Annotated in this window: 17 protein-coding genes; 13 read left to right on the top strand and 4 right to left on the bottom strand. The window is 63.3% G+C overall.

The features are described 5' to 3' along the window. Positions 1-23 precede the first annotated feature (23 nt). Positions 24-410, bottom strand: coding sequence for a peptide-methionine (R)-S-oxide reductase MsrB (gene msrB, locus R2669_RS05430; protein ID WP_027681409.1), 387 nt, complete (start codon positions 408-410; stop codon positions 24-26). 157 nt (positions 411-567) lie between these two features. After that, on the bottom strand, positions 568-2,157 hold the full coding sequence (locus tag R2669_RS05425) for a protein adenylyltransferase SelO (protein ID WP_316887869.1): 1,590 nt from the start codon (positions 2,155-2,157) through the stop codon (positions 568-570). A 343-nt stretch (positions 2,158-2,500) separates the two neighbouring features. Here R2669_RS05425 and R2669_RS05420 point away from each other — a divergent pair, with 343 nt between their 5' ends. From R2669_RS05420 to R2669_RS05395, 6 genes are all read left to right on the top strand, one after another. Beyond that, positions 2,501-4,129: a 3-(methylthio)propionyl-CoA ligase gene (locus tag R2669_RS05420; protein ID WP_316899135.1), complete on the top strand. Its 1,629-nt coding sequence runs from the start codon at positions 2,501-2,503 to the stop codon at positions 4,127-4,129. A gap of 218 nt (positions 4,130-4,347) precedes the next feature. Next, complete coding sequence (locus tag R2669_RS05415) at positions 4,348-5,604, top strand: branched-chain amino acid ABC transporter substrate-binding protein (RefSeq protein WP_316887866.1); 1,257 nt, start codon at positions 4,348-4,350, stop codon at positions 5,602-5,604. Positions 5,605-5,731: 127 nt separating this feature from the next. Further along, a complete protein-coding gene (locus R2669_RS05410; RefSeq protein ID WP_102067403.1) occupies positions 5,732-6,679 on the top strand; it encodes a branched-chain amino acid ABC transporter permease in 948 nt (315 codons plus the stop codon). After that, on the top strand, positions 6,680-8,014 hold the full coding sequence (locus tag R2669_RS05405) for a branched-chain amino acid ABC transporter permease (RefSeq protein ID WP_316899132.1): 1,335 nt from the start codon (positions 6,680-6,682) through the stop codon (positions 8,012-8,014). Then, positions 8,011-8,799 (top strand): ABC transporter ATP-binding protein, encoded by a 789-nt coding sequence (locus R2669_RS05400; protein WP_027681415.1) that lies wholly within the window; start codon positions 8,011-8,013, stop codon positions 8,797-8,799. The genes R2669_RS05405 and R2669_RS05400 overlap by 4 nt, the downstream gene beginning before the upstream one ends. Next, positions 8,799-9,518 (top strand): ABC transporter ATP-binding protein, encoded by a 720-nt coding sequence (locus R2669_RS05395; RefSeq protein ID WP_012435575.1) that lies wholly within the window; start codon positions 8,799-8,801, stop codon positions 9,516-9,518. Before R2669_RS05400 ends, R2669_RS05395 begins: the two co-directional genes overlap by 1 nt. A gap of 68 nt (positions 9,519-9,586) precedes the next feature. Here the strand turns inward: R2669_RS05395 and R2669_RS05390 are convergent, their stop codons facing one another. Both R2669_RS05390 and R2669_RS05385 read right to left on the bottom strand, forming a co-directional pair. After that, on the bottom strand, positions 9,587-11,113 hold the full coding sequence (locus R2669_RS05390) for an amino acid permease (protein ID WP_316899130.1): 1,527 nt from the start codon (positions 11,111-11,113) through the stop codon (positions 9,587-9,589). Positions 11,114-11,191: 78 nt separating this feature from the next. Further along, on the bottom strand, positions 11,192-12,727 hold the full coding sequence (locus tag R2669_RS05385) for an amino acid permease (protein ID WP_102067252.1): 1,536 nt from the start codon (positions 12,725-12,727) through the stop codon (positions 11,192-11,194). A gap of 358 nt (positions 12,728-13,085) precedes the next feature. Between R2669_RS05385 and R2669_RS05380 the strand changes: the two genes are divergently transcribed. From R2669_RS05380 to R2669_RS05350, 7 genes are all read left to right on the top strand, one after another. Beyond that, positions 13,086-15,167, top strand: coding sequence for a 3-hydroxyacyl-CoA dehydrogenase NAD-binding domain-containing protein (locus R2669_RS05380; protein ID WP_316876034.1), 2,082 nt, complete (start codon positions 13,086-13,088; stop codon positions 15,165-15,167). Positions 15,168-15,206: 39 nt separating this feature from the next. Beyond that, positions 15,207-15,848 carry a bifunctional nicotinamidase/pyrazinamidase gene (pncA, locus tag R2669_RS05375; protein WP_316899129.1) on the top strand — a complete coding sequence of 214 codons (642 nt, stop codon included), beginning with the start codon at positions 15,207-15,209 and terminating at the stop codon, positions 15,846-15,848. A 58-nt stretch (positions 15,849-15,906) separates the two neighbouring features. Further along, positions 15,907-17,085: an acetyl-CoA C-acyltransferase gene (locus tag R2669_RS05370; RefSeq protein ID WP_316899127.1), complete on the top strand. Its 1,179-nt coding sequence runs from the start codon at positions 15,907-15,909 to the stop codon at positions 17,083-17,085. 351 nt (positions 17,086-17,436) lie between these two features. Continuing rightward, positions 17,437-19,305 carry an acyl-CoA dehydrogenase gene (locus R2669_RS05365; RefSeq protein ID WP_316899125.1) on the top strand — a complete coding sequence of 623 codons (1,869 nt, stop codon included), beginning with the start codon at positions 17,437-17,439 and terminating at the stop codon, positions 19,303-19,305. 25 nt (positions 19,306-19,330) lie between these two features. Then, positions 19,331-20,113: an SDR family oxidoreductase gene (locus R2669_RS05360; protein ID WP_012762008.1), complete on the top strand. Its 783-nt coding sequence runs from the start codon at positions 19,331-19,333 to the stop codon at positions 20,111-20,113. Between the two features lie 32 nt (positions 20,114-20,145). Then, a complete protein-coding gene (locus tag R2669_RS05355; protein ID WP_316899123.1) occupies positions 20,146-20,580 on the top strand; it encodes a PaaI family thioesterase in 435 nt (144 codons plus the stop codon). A 93-nt stretch (positions 20,581-20,673) separates the two neighbouring features. Next, positions 20,674-22,077 (top strand): serine hydrolase domain-containing protein, encoded by a 1,404-nt coding sequence (locus R2669_RS05350; protein WP_027681423.1) that lies wholly within the window; start codon positions 20,674-20,676, stop codon positions 22,075-22,077. Positions 22,078-22,094: the final 17 nt, after the last annotated feature.

The raw sequence follows: 22,094 nt of genomic DNA, 5'->3' as shown, positions 1-22,094 counted from the left end.
CCTTTACGGGCCATTAGGGAAGATCAATCGCCGAATTTTAGCGCAGCCGAGTTGATGCAATACCGCAGCCCGGTAGGTGCAGGGCCATCTTCGAACACGTGGCCAAGGTGCGCGCCGCAGTTCTTGCACTGCACTTCAATACGCAACATGCCGTGCGAGCGGTCGGTCTTCTCGGCGATCACCTCGCCGTTGATGGGTTGGAAGTAGCTCGGCCAGCCGCAACCGGCATCAAATTTGGTCGACGATTCAAACAGCGGTGTGCCGCAGCAGACGCAGTTGTAGACGCCGCGCTCCCAGTGGTCCCAGTACTTGCCGGTGAAGGGGCGTTCGGTGGCCGCTTCGCGGGTGACGCGGTATTCGATGTCGGAGAGTTGGTCGCGCCATTCGGCGTCGGATTTCTTGACGGTCATGGTGATGAGACTCCTTGTTGGATTCGGCCACCGCAAGGTGAGAACGTCTGGCGGCTGATGTTGTTTGTCGCGCTGCGGCGGCAATCCTGACAGGCGCGGATTAGAGCACGGTGTCAGTTCCGGCACATCACGCGTGCCCGCATCTCGACATACCGGATCACGACGAGCAGCTCACTTCCAATGACGATGCCCAGTCCGGCGCCGGCTGTGCGTAGTGCTCGAAGCCGGGGTGGTCGTCGAAGGGGCGGGCCAGCACGGCGCGCAGGTTTTCGACTTCGGAGAAATCCTTTTCCTTGGCGCGGCGGATGGCGATTTCGGCCAGGTGGTTGCGCAGCACGTATTTCGGGTTGACGCGGTACATGGCGGCCGCGCGCTCGTCATCGGATTGCGGTTCGGCCTGCAAGCGCTGGCGATAAGCGGCAAGCCATACGTCTGCGGCGGCGCGGTCGAAGAAGAAATCGCGGACGGTGCGCGCTTCCGCCGCGGCGGGCGTGTCGTCGCGGCGCACCTCGGCGAGGTGGCGGAAGAACAATGTGTAGTCGGCGCGCTGGTTGTGCAGCAGCTTGAACAAGTCGCCGAAGAGTGCCTCGTCTGCGTCCTGTGCGGTGGAGAGGCCGAGCTTGGCGCGATAACGTGCATAGAAGGCTGCGCCGTAGACGTCGCGGTAGGTCAGCAATACGTTTTGCGCGGCGTCGATGGCGGGTTGGGCCTGCCCTTCGTCGCTCAAATTGACGAAAACGTCGGGATCTTCGCCAAACAGCGGCAGCAATGCCTGCGCGAGGCAGAACAGGTTCCAGTAGCCGATCTGCGGCTGCTGCGCGTAGGCGTAGCGGCCGCCGGTGTCGGAGTGGTTGCAGATGTGGTTGGCGTCAAAACCGTCCAGGAAGCCGAACGGTCCGTAGTCGAGCGTGAGGCCGAGGATCGACATGTTGTCAGTGTTCATCACGCCGTGGCAGAAGCCGACGGCCTGCCAGTCGGCCATCAGTTCAGCCGTGCGGCGGGCGAGTTCGCGCAGCAGGGCGAGATACGGTTGAGGCTCGCTGCGGCAGGCGGGGTAGAAGCGGTCGATGACGTAATCGGCCAGCGCGCGAAGCTGGGGCAGTTGTTCGCTGGCCGCAAAGTGCTCGAAGTGGCCGAAGCGCACGAACGACGGTGCGAGGCGTGTGACGACGGCGGCGGTTTCGATCTCTTCGCGGCGCACGGGGGCGTCAGCGCCGGTCACGCACAAGGCGCGCGTGGTCGGAATGCCCAGGCCTGACATGGCTTCCGAGCAGAGGAATTCGCGGATGGACGATCGCAGCACGGCGCGCCCGTCGCCCATGCGCGAATACGGCGTACGGCCGGCACCTTTGAGCTGCACTTCGCACGGGCCATCGGCGGTCTGGAATTCCGCCAGCAGCAGCGCGCGGCCGTCGCCCAACTGGCCCGCCCACACGCCGAACTGGTGGCCCGAATAGACGGTGGCGAGCGGGTCGCTCCACGCGGCGACGGCGTTACCGGTGAATACGGCCAGGCCCGCAGCGGTATCAAGTTCGGCGCGCGTGATGCCCAGCGGCGCCGCGGCATCGGGCGAGAAGCCGACCAGATACGGTTCGCCAATCGCTCCCGAAGGCATGGGCATCGGGGGCAGGCGTGTCAGAAAGCGTTCGCCCAGCGCCGAGAAACCGGGGGCAGTGGCGGGGCGGCCGGGCCAGTCGAAATGGCTCGCAAGGGAATCGTCAGGCAAGGCGGCGGGGGAGGCAGTCATGGGATGGGGCGGCAGGCCAGTGGCCGGTAGCACAGGAAAGGGCGCAAAAACAGTGCCGAATCCTCAAATGTTGTGCGGTTTGCAGTGCAGCAAAACGCACGCTGCGTAGGGGAAAACGCCATGTTGAGACGCAGCAACGCTATCGCGTATTGTACTTGCGAGTAAAGAAAGCTGCAGCCTGCGAACCCTTGCACCACAACGATTCGCAGGGTTTTACAGATGGCCGGGTAAACATGGGGGCCGATGTGGCAGCGCACAACAATATCCCGTTGACGTGCTTGGCGATCACGGGAACAATCGGCCAAAAAATAGAACGGTTGTTCAGTTTTTTCTAGGAGACACCATGGCCCTGATGGGACAAATGATGAGCACCCCTTTGCTCATCTCGACCATCATCGAACATGCAGCGCGCAATTCCGGTTCGACTGAAGTCGTGTCGCGCCGTGTCGAGGGCGATATCCATCGCACCACGTACCGGCAAGTGCGAGACCGTTCCAAGCAACTGGCGAATGCGTTGGCCGCACTGGGCGTGCAGCCCGGCGAGCGTGTCGGTACGCTGGCCTGGAACGGCTATCGCCATCTTGAAATCTATTACGGCGTCTCCGGCTCGGGCTCGGTGTGCCACACCATCAACCCGCGGCTGTTCCCGGACCAGATCGCCTACATCGTCAATCACGCAGACGATCAGTACGTCTTCTTCGACCTGACGTTCGTGCCGCTCGTCGAGGGCATCGCACCGCATTGCCCGAGCGTGAAGGGCTGGGTGGCGATGACCGATCGCGCGCACATGCCGACCTCCAGCGTGCCGATGCTCTGCTACGAAGAGCTGCTCGACGCGCAGAGCGCCGATTACACCTGGCCGCAGTTCGACGAGAACACCGCGTCCAGCCTTTGCTACACGTCGGGCACCACGGGCAACCCCAAGGGCGCGCTGTATTCGCATCGATCCACGGTGTTGCACTCGTATGCCTCGGCCATGCCGGATGCGCTTGGGTGTTCGGCCCAGGACGTGATCCTGCCGGTGGTGCCGATGTTCCACGTCAACGCGTGGGGGCTGCCGTATTCGGTGCCGCTGGTGGGCGCCAAGCTGGTCTTCCCTGGGCCGAAACTGGACGGTGCTTCGCTGTTCGAATTGTTCGAGCAGGAAAAGGTGACGTTCTCCGCTGGCGTGCCGACGGTATGGCTTGGCCTGCTGCAACACGTGCAGGCCAACAAGTTGAAGTTCTCGACGTTCCGCCGTACGGTCATCGGGGGCTCCGCAGCGCCTCCGGCCATGATCCGCACGCTCAACGAGCTGGACGTGGAAGTCATCCACGCGTGGGGCATGACGGAGATGTCGCCGCTGGGCACCACGTGCAAGCTGATGGGCAAGCATGCCGATCTGCCGGATGAGGCCAAGCAGCATGTGCTGGAGCGCCAAGGCCGCGCCATCTACGGTGTCGAGATGAAGATCGTCGATGCCGAGGGCCACGAGTTGCCGTGGGATGGCAAGGCTTTCGGCGATCTCTACGTGCGCGGGCCCTGGACCATCCAGAGCTATTACCGCAACGAGGTGTCGCCGCTGGTGGATGGTTGGTTCCCGACAGGCGACGTGGCCAACATCGATGCCGACGGCTACATGCAGATCACCGATCGCAGCAAGGACGTGATCAAGTCGGGCGGCGAATGGATTTCGTCCATCGATGTGGAAAACGTGGCCGCTGCGCACCCCGGCGTGCACATGGCCGCATGCATTTCGTGCCATCACCCGAAGTGGGACGAGCGCCCGTTGCTGGTGGTGATGAAGAAGCCCGGCGTGGAACTCACACGTGAGGAGATGCTCAAGTTCTTCGAAGGCAAGGTTGCCAAGTGGTGGATTCCGGACGACGTGGTGTTCGTCACCGAAATTCCGCTCACGGCCACCGGCAAGATGCAAAAGCTCAAGCTGCGCGAGCAGTTCAAGGATTATCAGTTTCCCGCTGTACAGGCTTAGTTAGACATAGAAACCGCCGCCCGTGCAGGGGAGCCACTCCGGCACGAGGACGGCGGACGTAAGACAACCGGATCAGGGCCGGCCGCTACGCATCGAACCTTCATGCAGCGGAATGAAGCCCGGGCGCGTTGCAACCTGGAGACGCAAGCAGCCGCAGGCCCACCAGAGGCACGCGGAGAGTGACTCGCCGGCGGCTCCACCACATGAAGGAGACACGCATGACGAAGTTCCGTCCGTTGGTTGTGGCTGTTGCATGTGTTGCGGCGATCGGTGGGGCAGTTTTGCCTACTGCAGCGTCCGCCGCCGAAACCGTGAAGATCGCCTGGATCGATCCGTTGTCCGGCCTGATGGGCGCACTGGGCCAGAACCAGTTGCGCAGCTGGCAGTACATCGCCGATCTCGCCACGCAGAAGAACTGGGCCGGCGACGGCACCAAGTTCGAAGTGGTCGGCTTCGACAACAAGCTCTCGCCGCAGGAGAGCCTGACCGTGCTCAAGCAGGTCGCCGATCAGGGCATCCATTACATCGTGCAGGGCAACGGCTCGAGCGTCGGCATGGCGCTGGAAGACGCCGTGGCCAAGTACAACGAGCGTAATCCGGGCAAGGAAATCATCTACCTGAATTACGCCGCGGTGGATCCGGACATGACCAACAGCAAGTGCAACTATTGGCACTTCCGCCTGGACGCCAACTCCGACATGAAGATGGAAGCGCTGACGAGCTTCCTGGCGAAGGATCCGAAGGTCAAGAAGGTCTACCTGATCAACCAGAATTATTCGTTCGGGCATCAGGTTGCGCGTGCGGCCAAGGAATACCTGAAGCGCAAGCGTCCGGATATCGAGATCGTGGGTGAAGATCTGCACCCGCTGGCGCAGGTGAAGGACTTCTCGCCGTATGTGTCGAAGATCAAATCGTCCGGCGCCGATACGGTCATCACCGGCAACTGGGGCAGCGACCTGGCACTGCTCATCAAGGCCGGCAAGGATGCGGGCCTCAACGCCAACTTCTATACCTACTATGCCGCCACGACGGGCGTGCCCACAGCCATGGGTTCGGCCGGTGCCGACCACGTGAAGTTCGTCGCCTACTGGAACGTCAACAACGACGGCTACAAGGGCGCCGATATCGTCGAGGGCTACAAGAAGAAGTACAACGACGACTTCTACCTCATGGCGTCGTACACCGGCATCGCCATGCTGGCCAAGGCCATCAAGCAGACCAAGTCGGCCGAGCCTGCCAAGGTGGCCAAGGCCTTCGAAGGCATGAAGGTCGACAGCCTGAATGGCACCTTCGAGATGCGCGCGTCTGACCACCAGGGCCAGCAGCCGCTCTTCATCGCCACCTGGCAAAAGACCGACGGCAAGAGCGTCAAGTTCGACCAGGAAAACACCGGCTACGGCTGGAAGACTGACGCGGTGCTCGATCAGTACGTCGCGTCGCAGCCGACTTCCTGCCAGATGAAGCGTCCTCAATAACGCGGCAGGTGGTGTGCCGAAGGGCCGCCCGATGCTATCGTGCGGCGATGTTTTAAACGGAGTCCATGGGCCAGCGCTTTGATGCGTGCGGCCCATGCTTCGCCGAACCTGCTGGAAGGGCTGCAGCGTGGAATTTCTAGTCATCAATCTCTTGAACGGCATCAGCTACGGGCTGCTGCTGTTCATGCTGTCTTCAGGCCTGACGCTGATCTTCAGCATGATGGGCGTGCTCAATTTTGCGCATGCCAGCTTCTACATGCTGGGCGCGTATTTCGCCTATGTCGTCAGCGGCTATCTGGGTTTCTGGCCCGCGTTGATCGTGGCGCCGCTGCTGGTGGGCGCGCTGGGCGCAGTGGTCGAGCGCTTCGGCCTGCGCACGGTGCACCGCTATGGCCACGTTGCCGAACTGCTGTTCACCTTCGGGCTGGCCTACCTGATTGAAGAGGGCGTGAAGCTGGTGTGGGGCCTGCCCGCCGTGCCGTATCGCGTGCCGGACGCACTCGATGGCCCGCTGTTCACGCTGTTCACGTCGTCGTTTCCGAAGTACCGCGCCTTCATGATGCTGGTGTCGCTGCTGATGCTGCTCGGCATCTTCCTGCTGCTCACACGCACGCGGATCGGGCTTGTCATTCAGGCCGCGCTGACGCACCCGGACATGGTGGAAGCGCTGGGCCACAACGTGCCGCGCGTCTTCATGCTGGTGTTCGGTGGCGGTTGCGCGCTGGCCGGCCTGGCAGGCGTGATCGGCGGCAATGCCTTTGTGACGGAGCCGTCGATGGCGGCTGCGGTCGGCTCCATCGTGTTCGTGGTGGCGGTCGTGGGCGGCATGGGGTCGCTGGTGGGCGCATTCATTGCATCGCTGCTGATCGGCTGCATCCAGACGTTTGCCGTCACGCTCGATATTTCGGTGACCAGCCTGCTCGGGAAGATCGGCGTCACGCTCAACCCCGACGTGCCGCTCATCTCGGTCTGGAACCTGACCATTGCGCAAGTCGCACCGGTGCTGCCGTATCTGCTGCTGGTGCTGATGCTGATCTTCCGCCCGCGCGGGCTGATGGGAACGCGGGAGAGCTAAATGGAACGCACCATGCACCAACAAGCGCAACAACAAGCCGCGCTGCCGGCCAACGATCGTGCGCGGACGATGAAATTCAAGCCGATCAATCTCGCCCGCTGGCTGCTCTGGGGCACGACGGCACTGGTGATGATCGTGCTGCCGCTCATCTGGCCCCAGGGTTTTGCGATCACGCTGCTCTCGCAGATGGGCATCATGATCATCTTCGCGCTGTCGTACAACATGCTGCTCGGGCAGTCCGGCATGCTGTCGTTCGGGCACGCGGTGTATTCCGGTCTGGGCGCCTTCATGGCCGTGCACCTGCTCAACAAGATCGGCGCCATGCAGGCGCTGGGCATGGGCGGCCCGCTGGCCGTAGCCCTGCTGCCGATTGCCGGCGGCCTGGGCGGCGCGCTGTTCGGCGTCATCTTCGGCTACGTCACCACCAAGAAGGCCGGCACGACGTTCGCCATGATCACCATGGGTATCGGCGAGATGGTGTTCGCCAGCGCCTTGATGTTCCCGGACTTCTTTGGGGGCGAGGGCGGCGTGTCGACCAACCGCAGCATCGGCGAAGGGCTGCTTGGCGTGACGTTTGGCCCGGCGCGGCAGGTGTATTACCTGATCGCCGCGTGGTGCCTGATTTCGATGGCGCTGATGTATGCATGGACGCAGACGCCGCTGGGCCGCATCGCCAACGCGGTGCGCGACAACCCCGAGCGCGTGGAATTCATTGGTTACAACACGCAGCGCGTCCGCTTCCTGGTGGTGATTCTGTCGGCTTTCTTCGCGGGCATTGCGGGTGCGCTGTCGTGCATCAACTTCGAGATCGTCACCGCCGAGAACGTGTCGGCCGTGCGCTCGGGCTCGGTGCTGCTGGCGGTATTCATTGGCGGCATGGGCAGTTTCTTCGGGCCGATCATCGGCGCGGTGCTCACGGTGTTCTTCACCGTCGCGCTGTCGGGCATCACGAAGGCGTGGCTGCTCTATCTGGGCTTGTTCTTTGTGCTGATGGTCATGTACGCGCCGGGCGGCATCGCCAGCCTGCTGGTCATGCATCTGCCGATCCTGCGGCGCGGCAAGCTCAAGACGCTGCTGCCGGCTTATGGCGTGGCGATCGTGCCGGCGGTCGTCCTGCTGATTGCGCTGATTTCCACCGTGGAAATGATCTACGCCGTGCAGGACGATGCCTCCGGTGGTGTCGCGAAGCTGTTTGGCCTGACCGTCGAACCGACAACCTTGAAGCCGTGGATTGCCGCCGCCGTGCTGTGGCTGGCGGGCGCCTTCGGCCTGCGCGCCGCAGCGGGCAAGCTGCGCGCCGCTTGGGACAACGCATTGCAGGAGCTGCAACCATGAGCCAACCGACATCCGGTCCGACCGCAGCGCTCGAGTTGCGCGATGTTCGCAAGCGTTTCGGCGCAACGGAAATCATTCGAGGGGTCAACCTCACCATCGGCAAGGGCGAGCGCCATGCGCTCATCGGCCCGAACGGTGCCGGCAAATCGACCACGTTCAACCTGATCTCGGGCCGCTTCCCGGCCAGCTCGGGCAGCGTGCGACTGAACGGGGAGGAGATCAGCGGCCTGGCGCCGTTCGAGATCAACCGCAAGGGCCTGTCGCGCAGCTTCCAGATCACGAACATCTTCCATCGCCTGTCGGTGTTCGAGAACCTGCGCTGCGCGGTGCTCTGGTCCCTCGGCTACAAGTATTCGTTCTGGCACAAGCTGGCCGAATTGCGCGACGCACGCGAACGTGCGGAAGAAGTGCTTGAGCAGATCGGCATGACGCACCGGCGTGATGCCGCTGCGGGCCTGCTGACGTATGCCGAGCAACGCGCGCTGGAAATCGGCATCACCATTGCGGGCGGCGCGGACGTGATCCTGCTGGACGAACCGACCGCCGGCATGAGCCGCTCCGAATCGGACCACGCGGTGGATCTCATTCGCAAGGTCACCGTCGGCAAGACGCTGGTGATGGTTGAGCACGACATGAGCGTCGTGTTTGGCTTGGCCGATCGCATCTCGGTGCTCGTCTACGGCGAAGTGATCGCCACTGACACACCCGAAGCCATTCGCAACAACCGTCGCGTGAAAGAGGCCTACCTCGGCACCACGCTGGACGAACCTGCAGGAGCGCACTGATGGCAACGAACACTCCGATGTTGGAGGTGCGCGACCTGCACGCGTACTACGGCAAGAGCCACATCCTGCACGGCGTCGACATGCACGTGGGCGAGGGCGAGATCGTTGCGCTGCTCGGCCGCAACGGCGTCGGGCGTTCGACCCTGGCCAAGTCCATCATGGGCATGGTGCGGCACGAAGGCGAAATCCTGCTGCGCGGCAAGAACGTGAGCGGCCTGCGAACCTTCGAAGTGGCGCACAAGGGCATCGGCTATGTGCCCGAGAACCGGGATATTTTCCCCACGCTGACGGTGCGGCAGAACCTGCTGCTTGGCGAGAAGCGCAACCCCAGTCAGCCCAAGCCGCGTTGGCAGGTCGAAGACATGTACCAGATGTTCCCGCGGCTGAAGGAGCGCGAGAATACGGCGGCCGGTGTGCTGTCGGGCGGCGAGCAGCAGATGCTGACGCTGTGCCGCACGCTGATGGGCGATCCCGATTTCATCATCATCGACGAGCCCACCGAAGGTCTTGCGCCGCTGGTCGTGACGCTCGTGGGCGAGTATCTGAAGACGCTCAAGGAGCGGGGGATCTCCGTGCTGCTGGTGGAGCAGAAACTGGCCATTGCCCTCGACATTTCACAGCGGGTGTATGTGATGGGCCACGGGCAGATCGTCTTTGAGGGGACGCCCCAGCAATTGAAGGCGGATGCGAAAGTCCGGCAGGAGTGGCTGGAGGTTTAAACGCCGCAGGTCGAACCGCGGCGTACAGATGGCCCGCATGGACAACCGTGCGGGCTTTTTCATGGCGGTCAGTTGACGACAGTACGCGCCGCAGTGGCTTCCGTGGTCGCCTCGGCTTGTTGGAGATGCGCGGCGCTGAACTGCATTTCCGAATACTTCACAAACCGCGTCTTGAACTTCCAGCGGTAAGCCAGCCAGATCGCCACGAACAGGATCACGCCGCAATACGTTGCGATGAAGGCGCCGAAGTTATCCACGGGCGCAAACAGCGCCTTGGTGTTCTGCCCAAGAATGATCACCACGCACAGGATCGCCACCATGATCGGCCCGAACGGGAAGAACGGCGACCGATACGCGAGTTGCGTCACGGAATGCCCCTGGCTGGTGAACCCTTTGCGGAACCGGTAGTGCGCCAGCGCAATGCCGAACCAGGCGATGAAGCACGTCACCGCAGACGTATTCAGCAGCCACAGGTAGACGACCTGATCGCCAAACAACGAGCTGAAGAAGCACAGCGCACCCACGGCGGACGTTGCGACGAGCGCGCGGTGCGGCACGCCGTTGCCCGATACCTTGGCAAACCAGCGCGGTGCCTGACCTTCTAGCGACAGGTCGTACAGAATCCGCGTCGACACATAGAGGCTCGACGTGCCGGACGACAGCAGCGCGGTCAGCACCACCGCATTCATCATCCCGGCCGCAAATGCGAGGCCCGCATGCTGGAACACCAGCGCAAACGGGCTGACACCGACGTCCGTCGCTTCATTGCGCAGCAGGTTCGGATCGGTGTACGGCAGCAGCACGCCGATGATCAGAATTGCCAGCACGTAGAACAGCAGAATGCGCCAGAACGTCTGGCGGATGGCGCGCGGGATCGTGCGGGAGGGGTTCTCTGCCTCGCCGGCGGCCACGCCGATGGTTTCGACGCCCTGGAACGAGAACCCGGCAATCATCGCTACGCCGACCATGGCCGGCACGCCGCCCACGAAGGGCGCATCGCCCACGGTGAAGTTCTGCCAACCCGACTGCTGCCCGCCGTGCATGATGCCGAAGATCATCGCCAGGCCGATCAGCAGGAACACGACGATGGTCACGACCTTGATCATCGAGAACCAGTATTCCGCCTCGCCAAAGCCGCGCACGGAAAAGGCGTTGAGGCCAAACATCAGCAGCAGGAACGCGGCGCTCCACACCATGCCCGACACGCCCGGGAACCAGTACTTCATCACGAGTTGCGCGGCGGCCAGTTCCACGGCAACGGACACGGCCAGCGCAAACCAGTAATTCCATCCGAGTGCAAAGCCGAAGCCTTCTTCGACATACAAACGGCTGTATGTCACGAACGAGCCCGAGACTGGCAGGTGCACCGCCAGCTCGCCGAGACTCGTCATCAGGCAATAGACCATCACGCCGATCAGCGTGTAGGTCAGCAGTGCGCCGCCGGGGCCAGCTTGCGCAATGGACGCGCCGGATGCAACGAACAGCCCCGTGCCGATGGCGCCGCCCAGGGCGATCATCATCAGGTGGCGCGAGCGCAGGCGTCGGCGCAGTTCGGATTGGGCTTCGAGGCCGGTGGGGGTGATGGGTGTATGCATAGCCGGTGGCGCCGGAGCGGGCGCCCCAATAAAAACGCCGGCCGGATGGTGTGCAAACGGCTGGCGGAGCGGGTGTAGTTACTGCGTGCGGTTCGGGACGGTCGGCAATTCGGGACCGGGGTCTTGGCCGGCCAGCGAATCGCGCAGCACGGGCGGACGGGGAAAGTGCATGTCCTGGTAACGGACGATGCCGCCGCCACGCACCAGCCGGTAGCCGATCCAGATCAGGAAGAAGACCGGGATGCCGATGTAGGTGGCGATGACCGCCGGCCAATCGACGGTGCCGCTCGTGAACGCCTGGTAGTTCTGACCGAGCGTGATGACCAGGCACAGCCCGAACGCGAACAGCGGACCATACGGGAAAAACTTGGAGCGGTACGGCAACTGCGCCGGATCATGCCCCTGCGCCACCAGCCCCTTGCGGAAGCGGTAGTGACTGATGGCAATGCCAAGCCATGCGACGAAGCCTGTCATGCCGGACGTATTGAGCAGCCACAGGTAGACCGTTTTGTCGCCATACAGCGAACTCAGGAAACACAGTGCACCGACGGCGGTCGTGGCCAGCAAGGCATTGCGCGGCACACCGTTCCGCGTCAGTTGCGCAAAGATGCGCGGTGCACGGCCCTCGGTGGCGAGGTTGTAGAGCATGCGCGTGGATGCATACATGCCCGAGTTGCCCGCCGAGAGCACGGCCGTCAGGATCACCGCATTCATCAGCCCGGCGGCAAACGCCAGGCCGGCATGCTTGAACACCAGCGTGAACGGGCTCACGCCAATGTTGGTGACTTCCGTCGACAGCAGATTCGGATCGGTGTACGGGACCAGCACGCCGATGATGAAGATGGCCAGCACATAGAACAGCAGGATGCGCCAGAACACCTGCTTGACCGCACGCGGAATGGTGCGGGCAGGGTCGGCCGATTCGCCAGCCGCCACGCCGATCAGCTCCGTCCCCTGAAACGAGAACCCCGCGATCATCGCCACGCCGATCATCGCCGGCAGCCCGCCCACGAACGGCGCATCACCGATCGTCAGATTCTGCAGGCCCGATTGCGGACCGCCCTTCATGATCCCGAAGATCATCGCCAGGCCAATGCCGATAAAGAAGACGACCGTGACGACCTTGATGAGCGCGAACCAGTATTCCGCCTCGCCAAAGCCGCGTACCGAGATGGCGTTGAGCAGGAACATGATGGCGAGGAACACGGCGCTCCACAGCACGCCCGGCACATCGGGAAACCAGTAATGCATGACGAGCTGCGCGGCCGCCAGCTCCACGGCAATCGTCACGGCCCAGTTGTACCAATAGTTCCAGCCGAGCGCGAAGCCGAAGCCTTCGTCCACGTACAGCGCGCCGTAGGTGGCAAACGACCCGGAAACCGGCATATAGGCGGCAAGCTCGCCCAGGCTAGTCATCAGGAAATAGACCATCGCCCCGATCAGGATGTAGGCGGCAAGGGCGCCCCCGGGGCCGGCCTGCGAGACCGACGCGCCAGAGGCCACGAAGAGCCCGGTGCCGATCGACCCGCCGATGGCGATCATGGTGAGATGGCGCGCGCGCAAGGTGCGGCGCAAGCCCGGCGTCTCTGAAGACGGGGTAGCGTGTTCTGACATGGATACAGAGTGGTCGATTTTGCTCGGATCGCGAATCAAATCGACGAAATGTGACGAGACGTTCCCGCGCCTGGTGGGCACCCGGCGAACGAAATGCGCGACTCTATCAAAACCGTCACGTAGCGGGCAAAAAATCCGTGCTGCAGCACACGCGTTTGAACCCGCCGGGCCGTGCCGCATCGCCCGCCAGACGGCGCCGTGCAGCGCAAAATAAAAATTGAACGACCGTGCTATTTTGTGTATTCTGTGTCGAGTCGCGGCCTTACCGCGCGTTAAAAAAACGATACTTGAGAGACAGTTCAACCGCGAGGCACGGTGCGCCTGATCTGCCGGCCCTCGCATCACCAAAGGAACCAGCATGACTGCGGAGTACAAGGTCCAGGACGGCGTTGCCGTCATCACGCTCAGCAACCCGCCCGTCAACGGCCTTGGCCACTCCACGCGCCTGGGCATCGTTGAAGGCATGGTGAAAGCGGGCGACGACGCCAACGTCAAGGCCATCGTCATCACCGGTGCGGGCAAGGCCTTCTCGGGCGGCGCCGATATCCGCGAGTTCAACACCCCCAAGGCCACGCAAGAGCCGACGCTGCACGCTGTCATCAAGGCAGTCGAGTCGAGCAGCAAGCCGGTCGTGGCGGCCATCCATTCGGTGGCGATGGGCGGTGGGCTGGAACTGGCGATGGGCTGCCATTTCCGCGTGGCCGCACCGGGCGCGCAGATCGCGCTGCCGGAAGTGAAGCTGGGCATCCTGCCGGGCGCAGGCGGCACGCAACGTCTGCCGCGCGCCATCGGCCTGGAGCCGGCGCTGAACATGATCGTTTCCGGCAACGCCATCCCGTCGGAAAAGCTGGCCAAGAGCGGCCTGTTCGACCAGATGATCGAAGGCGACCTGATGGCCGGCGCCATCGATTTCGCACTGAAGGCCGCGGCCGAGGGCAAGCTGCCGAAGCTGCGCGATCGCAAGGTCGAGCACGACAACCCGCAAGGTTTCCTGCAATTCGCGCGTAACACCGTCGCGGCCGTCGCCAAGAATTTCCCGGCGCCGGGCAAGTGCGTTGACGCCGTGCAGGCCGCTGTGGAAAAGCGCTTTGACGACGGCATCAAGTTTGAGCGCGACCTGTTCATCGAACTGGTGAACACGAGCGAGTCGCGCGCACTGCGCCACGCCTTCTTTGGCGAACGCGCTGCGAGCAAGATTCCGGACGTGCCGGAAGACACGCCGGTGCGCAAGGTGGAGAAGGTTGCCGTGATCGGCGCCGGCACCATGGGCGGCGGCATCTCGATGAACTTCCTGAACGCCGGCATTCCGGTAACGATCCTGGAGACCAAGCAGGAAGCGTTGGACCGCGGCGTCGCCACCATCCGCAAGAACTACGAGAACAGCGCCAAGAAGGGCAAGCTCACGCAAGAGAAGGTCGAGCAGCGCATGGCCCTGCTGACCCCGACGCTGTCTTACGACGACATCAAGGACGCCGACCTCGTCATCGAGGCCGTCTTTGAAGAAATGGGCGTCAAGGAAGTCGTGTTCAAGAAACTGGATGAAGTCGTCAAGCAGGGCGCGATCCTGGCGTCGAACACCTCCACGCTGGACGTCGACAAGATCGCCAGCTTCACCAAGCGCCCGCAAGACGTGGTCGGCATGCACTTCTTCAGCCCGGCCAACGTGATGAAGCTGCTGGAAGTTGTGCGCGGCAAGGACACCGCCAAGGACGTGCTGGCCACCGTCATGAAGCTGGCCAAGGCCATCAAGAAGACGGCGGTCGTTTCCGGCGTGTGCGACGGCTTCATCGGCAACCGCATGATCGAGCAATACAGCCGCCAGGCCGGCTACCTGCTGGACGAAGGCGCGCTGCCCGAGCAGGTCGACAAGGCCATCGAAAAGTTCGGCTTTGCCATGGGCCCGTTCCGCATGGGCGACCTGGCCGGCAACGACATCGGCTGGGCCATCCGCAAGCGCCGCGCCGTGGACAAACCGGACATCGTCTATTCGAAGACGGCCGACCTGCTGTGCGAGATGGGCCGCTTCGGCCAAAAGACCGGCGGCGGCTGGTACGACTACAAGGCGGGTGACCGCAAGCCGTATCCGAACCAGCAGGTCAACGACATGATCGTCCAGCACTCGAAGGATCTGGGCATCACCCGCCGCAAGATTTCGGACGAAGAGATTGTCGAGCGTCTGGTGTTCGCGCTGGTCAACGAAGGCGCGAAGATCCTGGAAGAGGGCATTGCCTCCAAGGCTTCCGACATCGACATGGTCTACCTGACCGGCTACGGCTTCCCGCTGTTCCGCGGTGGCCCGATGCTCTACGCAGACACGGTCGGCCTGTACAACGTCGCACAAGCCATGCACCGCTACAGCAAGGGCTACCACGGTGAAGCGTGGAAGGTTGCCCCGCTGCTGCAGAAGCTGGCCGATGAAGGCAAGGGCTTTAACGGCTGAATGAAGGGCGAATCAATCGACTCACGCGACTGAACCACCATGCAACTGACGTCCACCGATTGCCTGCTGATCATCGACGTGCAGAATGATTTTCTGCCCGGCGGTGCGCTGGCCGTGCCGAACGGCGACCAGGTCATCCCCGTCGTCAACCGGCTCGCCAAGGCATTCGGGCCCGTTGGTCGTACTGTGCTGACGCAGGACTGGCACCCGGCCGAGCACGTGTCGTTCGCGGCCAACCACCCTGGCACGCAGCCGTTCAGCATGATCGACCTGCCATATGGGCAGCAGGTGCTGTGGCCGGTGCATTGTGTGCAGCACAGCACGGGCGCCGCGCTGGCCGATGGGCTGGACGTGCCGCACGCGCAGTTGATCGTCCGCAAGGGCTATCACCCGCACATCGACAGCTACTCCGCATTCTTTGAAGCGGATCGCAAAACGCCGACGGGGCTGCTGGGCTACCTGCGCGAGCTTGGGGTCAAGCGCGTGTTCTGCGTTGGCCTTGCCACGGATTTTTGCGTGGCATGGTCGGCGCTGGATGCGCGTGCTGCGGGGCTGGACGTCGCTGTCATCGAGGATGCCTGCCGCGCGATCGACCTCAACGGTTCGCTGGCGCAGGCGTGGCAGCGCATGACGAATGCGGGCATCGCGCGGTTGCAGTCGCACACAGTCTTGAACGGATAACGGAATACATCGGGCGCTGCCGGAGCCGCGCCCGCCACCAGATACGAGGAGCAACACCATGACCGAAGCAGTCATCGTTTCCACCGCACGTACCGGCCTGGCCAAGAGCTGGAAGGGCGCCTTCAACATGACGCATGGCGCCACGCTGGGCGGCCATGCGGTTCAGCACGCCATCGAGCGCGCCAAGATCGAGCCGGGCGAAGTGGAAGACATCCTGATGGGCTGTGCGAATCCGGAAGGCGCGACGGGCGCCAACATCGCCCGCCAGATCGCCCTGCGTGCCGGCTGCCCCGTGACGGTGCCGGGCGCGACCGTCAACCGCTTCTGCTCGTCGGGCCTGCAGACCATCGCCATGGCCGCGCAGCGCGTGATTGCCGAGGAAGGCGACATCTTCGTGGCTGGCGGTGTGGAATCCATCTCGTGCGTGCAGCAGGAGATGAACCGCCACATGATGACCGAAGGCTGGCTCAACAAGCACAAGCCGGAAATCTACTGGAGCATGCTGCAGACCGCCGAGAACGTCGCCAAGCGCTACAACATCGCCAAGGAGCGCATGGACGAATACGGCGTGCAAAGCCAGCAGCGTGCAGCCGCTGCTGCTGCGGCCGGCAAGTTCAACGACGAAATCGTCCCGATGACCACGGTGATGGGCGTGGCCGATGCCAAGACCGGCCAGCTCATGACGCGCGAAGTCACGATCTCGGCAGACGAAGGCATCCGCGCTGACACCACGCTCGAAGGCGTGTCGAAGATCCGCACGGCCATGCCCGGCGGCGTGATCACCGCCGGCAACGCCAGCCAATTCTCCGACGGCGCATCCGCTGCCGTGGTGATGAATGGCAAGGTGGCCGCCGCCAAGGGCCTGCAGCCGCTGGGCGTGTTCCGCGGCTTTGCCGTGGCCGGTTGCGAGCCGGACGAAATGGGCATCGGCCCCGTCTTTGCCGTGCCCAAGCTGCTGAAGAAGGCCGGCCTGAAGGTGGAAGACATCGGCCTGTGGGAACTGAATGAAGCGTTTGCCGTGCAAGTGCTGTATTGCGCTGACAAGCTGGGCATCCCGATGGACCGCCTGAACGTCAACGGCGGCGCCATCGCCGTGGGCCACCCGTACGGCGTGTCGGGTGCGCGCCTGGTCGGCCACGCGCTGATCGAAGGCAAGCGTCGCGGCGTCAAGTACGTGGTCGTGACCATGTGCATCGGCGGCGGCCAAGGCGCAGCCGGCCTGTTCGAGGTGCTCTAAACAGACAGGCTCCCGCTCAAAACGGGAGCCTGTTTTGTTTCTGGCAGCGCTGATTTCAGTGTCAGCCCATGCACGCACACGGTTTGGCTGTTCCTGCCCTAGATGGCGCCTTGAATTTTCGTAAGCGGGCGGAAAGAAGACGGGAAACTGTCTGAGCGAAGCGAGTTTTTCCCGTCTCCGCCCGGTTACGGAAATTCAAGGAATCTTTCGCCATCTCGGGCGCGCCTTTCTTTGCTTACTTTCTTTGGCAAGACAAAGAAAGTGAGTCGGGCCCACAGGGCACGAAACAAGGGATTGACCCAAAGCCCTCGCTCGAGCAGGGCACGAAACACCGGATGCACGACCAACATCATGTCCTCGAAACTGCTATCCCGCCGCGACCTCAGCTTCCTGCTCTACGAATGGCTCAACGTCGAATCGCTCACGCGTATTCCGCGTTACGCAGACCACTCCCGCGAAACCTTCGACGCCGCACTCGACACCTGCGAGCGGATCGCAACGGATCTGTTTGCTCCGCATAACAAGAAAAACGACCAAGAAGAACCGCACTTCGACGGCAACAAGGTCCACATCATTCCGGAGGTGAAGGTCGCGCTGGACGCCTTCAACAAGGCGGGCTTGATGGCAGCCGGGCAGGACTTCGAACGCGGCGGCATGCAGCTGCCGACCGTGGTCGAGAAAGCCGGTTTCGGTTTCTTCAAGGCCGCCAACGTCGGCACCAGCTCCTACCCGTTCCTCACCATCGGCAACGCGAATCTGCTGCTCGCGCATGGCACGCCCGCGCAGATCGAAACGTTTGTACAGCCAGAGATGGAAGGCCGCTTCTACGGCACGATGTGCCTGTCGGAGCCGCAGGCCGGTTCGTCGTTGTCGGACATCGTCACGCGCGCTGAATACGAAGGCGAATCGCCGCTCGGCGCGCAGTACCGTTTGACCGGCAACAAGATGTGGATCTCTGCCGGTGAACATGAACTGTCGGAGAACATCGTCCACCTTGTGCTGGCGAAGATTCCTGGGCCGGATGGCAAGCTGATTCCCGGCGTGAAGGGCATTTCGCTCTTCATCGTGCCGAAGTTCCTCGTCAATGCGGATGGTTCGCTCGGCGAGCGAAATGACGTGGTCCTGGCCGGCCTGAACCACAAGATGGGCTATCGCGGCACGACCAACTGCCTGCTGAACTTTGGCGAAGGCATGCAGTTCCGACCGAAGGGCGCAGATGGGCAGCCGCGGGCCGGCGCCATCGGCTACCTCGTCGGCGAGCCGCACAAGGGCCTCGCATGCATGTTCCACATGATGAACGAGGCGCGCATCGGCGTCGGCATGGGCGCGACGATGCTCGGCTACACCGGTTACCTGCATGCGGTGGACTACGCGCGCAATCGCCCGCAGGGGCGTCCGGTCGGGCCGTCGGGCAAGGATGCCGCGTCTGCGCAGGTCCGCATCGTCGATCACGCAGACGTGCGTCGCATGCTGCTGGCACAAAAGGCCTACGTGGAAGGCGCGCTCGGCCTGAACCTGTATTGCGCCAAGCTCGTCGATGAGGAGCGCGGTGAAACCGACGCGGCCAAACGCGCCGAACTCGGTCTGCTGCTCGACATCCTGACGCCGATTGCCAAGAGCTGGCCGTCGCAGTGGTGCCTGGAGGCCAACAGCCTGGCGATCCAGGTGCACGGCGGTTACGGCTACACGCGCGAATATAACGTCGAACAGTTTTACCGCGACAACCGCCTGAACCCGATTCACGAAGGCACGCACGGCATCCAGGGCCTGGACCTGCTGGGCCGCAAGGTCGTGATGCAGGACGGCGCCGCCTTCGCCGCACTGGGTGAGCGCGTGCAGGCCACCGTCGGCCGTGCGTTGGAAACCGACGACGAAACGTTGGTCGGCTACGGCCGCGCGCTTGGCATGGCGACGCAGAAACTGGCCAAGGTCACGCAGACGCTGTGGGCCGCCGGCGACCCGCGCGTGACGCTGGCGAATGCCTCCGTCTATCTGGAAGCGTTCGGCCACGTGGTCGTCGCGTGGATCTGGCTGGAGCAGGCGCTGGCCGCCGCCAAGGCATTGCCGAACGCACAAGGCGAAGACGCCGATTTCTACCGCGGCAAGCTGCAGGCCGCACGCTATTTCTTCCAGTGGGAACTGCCGAAGATCGACCCGCAGATCGTGCTGCTGGGCTCGCTCGACACGACCACGCTGGACATGCAGGACGCCTGGTTCTAACTACGACAACGACACTGGAGACACCATGGGTACGCTGAAACACCTCTTCGATCTTTCCGGCAAGACGGCGCTGATCACCGGCGGCTCGCGCGGGCTTGGCCTGCAGATCGCCGAAGCGCTGGGCGAGCAGGGCGCGCGCATCGTCTTGTCTGCCCGCAAGGCCGATGAGCTGAAGGAGGCGCAGGCGCACCTGAAGTCGCTCGGCATCGAGGCCGACTGGATTGCCGCCGACGGCGCCGTCGAAGCCGACATCCAGCGCCTGGCCGATGAGGCGCTGGCCAAGCTCGGCCACGTCGACATCCTCGTCAACAACGCGGGCGCGACGTGGGGCGCACCGGCAGAAGACCACCCAGTCGAAGCGTGGGACAAGGTGATGAACCTGAACATCCGCGGCCTGTTCCTGCTCACGCAGCAGATCGGCAAGCGTTCGATGATCCCGCGCAAGTACGGAAAGATCGTCAACGTGGCATCGATTGCCGGCCTGAAGGGCAATCCGCCGGGCTCGCTGGACACGATTGCGTACAACACCAGCAAGGGCGCGGTGGTCAACTTCACGCGCGCGCTGGCGGGCGAGTGGGGCGAGCACAACATCACCGTCAACGCCATTGCGCCGGGCTTCTTCCCCTCGAAGATGACGCGCGGCTCGCTGGAAAAGCTCGGCGTGGACAAGCTGACCGAAAAATCCCCGCTGCACCGCATTGGCGACGATGAAGACCTGAAAGGCGTGGCCGCGCTGTTCGCATCGGATGCATCCAAGCACATCACCGGCCAGATTCTCGCCGTCGACGGCGGCGTGAGCGTGGTCTAATTTCGGCTGCTTCTCACTCTTTCTGACGCAGCATGAACGCAGACAACAACGGTTTTCCGATCGACATTCCTTTCCTGAAGCTGCTCGGCATGCGCTGCCTGAAGGTGGCCGACGGCGAGGGCGTGGTCGAACTCACCCTCGAAGCGCAGCACATGAACAGCTGGGAAATGGCCCACGGCGGCGTAACCATGACGATGCTCGACGTCGCCATGGCCATGGCCGGGCGCTCGGCCGACGTGCATGGCCGCGGCGTGGTGACGATCGAGATGAAGACGGCGTTCATGCAGCCCGGCCGCGGCACCCTCAAGGCGAGTGCGCGTTGCGTGCATCAGTCCACGACCATGGCGTTCTGCGAAGGCGAGGTGCGCGATGCAGATGACAAGCTCGTCGCACGCAGCTCGGGCACGTTCAAGTTCGTCAAGCGCATGCCGCCGCCGCGCACGCCTGAACCCGGTGCGGACGGCTGACACGTCAACACCGCAGTTGCAGTACCCGACCAAGTACCCAGTTGCACACCGGACAGCGTCCGGCACACAAGAAGAGCAACCACGGAGACAACCATGCAACAACCTGCGCGGCGGACGGCGTCCGCCCTTGCCGTCACTCTGCTTTGCTGCACCGGACTGATCATGACCTTGGAAGGATGCGCCTCCAGCTCCGCGCCTGCTGCCGCGCCGGCCGCTGACACGAAAACCACGGTGCAGGCGCCGCCTGCACCGACACCGCCGATGCAGAAGCCGTTGACGGCCGACGAATCCGACCCGAACAAGATGGGCTGGATGCAGGGCTTCCCACCGCCGCCCGATCGCACGATCCGTTTTGACCTAGCGGGCAACATGTTCCCGCGCACGCGCTACGGCTACAGCCACGTGCGCGAGTTCGTGCCGACGCGCGTGGTCTGGCATGGCGACGGCCCGGTCAGCAAGCTGCCGCGTGCGGAGCGCGATATCAGCGGCGTGCTGTTTACGGATCCTAACGGCACGCGCCGTACGTTTGCCGAGGCGCTCAAGCTGACCTACACCGACGGCATTCTCGTCATGCACAAGGGCAAGGTGATCTACGAGCGCTACTTTGGCGCGCTCGATGCGCATACGCAGCACATCGCCATGTCGGTCACGAAATCGTTTGTCGGCACGCTGGCCGCCATGCTGGTGGCGGACGGCAAGCTCGATCCGGCCGCGCCCGTGACGCAATACGTACCGGAGCTGAAGGACACCGCCTACGGCGACGCCACCGTCCGCCAGGTCATGGACATGACCGTGGGCGTGCGTTACTCCGAAAACTATGCCGACCCGAACGCCGATGTCTGGGCCTACGCCCGCGCCGGCGGCATGCTGCCACGTCCGGCCGGCTACAAGGGCCCGGACAATTTCTACGACTACCTGACGACGCTGCGCAAGGAAGGCGAGCACGACGCGGAGTTCTCGTACAAGACCGTCAACGCTGAAACGCTGGCCTGGATCGTGCGCCGTGCGTCGAACAAATCGCTGGCAGCGCTGCTGTCCGAGCGCATCTGGCAGCCGATGGGCGCACAGGACGATGCGTACTTCTCAGTCGACAGCATCGGTACGGAATCGGGAGGCGGTGGCCTGAACACCACGCTGCGCGACCTGGCGCGCTTTGGCGAGATGATCCGTAACGACGGCCGCTTCAACGGCAAGCAGATCCTGCCCAAGAGCGTGATCGACGACATTCGCCGCGGCGGCGACCCGGCCAAGTTTGCCAAGGCAGGCTACGCGACGCTCCCCGGCTATTCGTATCGCAACATGTGGTGGGTTTCGGGCAATGACCACCACACGTTCGAAGCGCGCGGCATCCATGGCCAGCGCATCTATATTGATCCGGTGGCCCAGATGACGATCGTGCGCTATGCCTCGCACCCGGTCGCTGCCAATGCTGCCAATGATCCGGTCACGCATCGCGCCTATGCGGCGCTGGCCGAGTACTTCATGCAACACAAGTAACAACCCGACCCAACACC

The organism is Ralstonia edaphi (assembly GCF_958350185.1).
GTDB lineage: Bacteria > Pseudomonadota > Gammaproteobacteria > Burkholderiales > Burkholderiaceae > Ralstonia > Ralstonia edaphi.
This window is presented reverse-complemented; position numbering and strand designations above follow the sequence as displayed.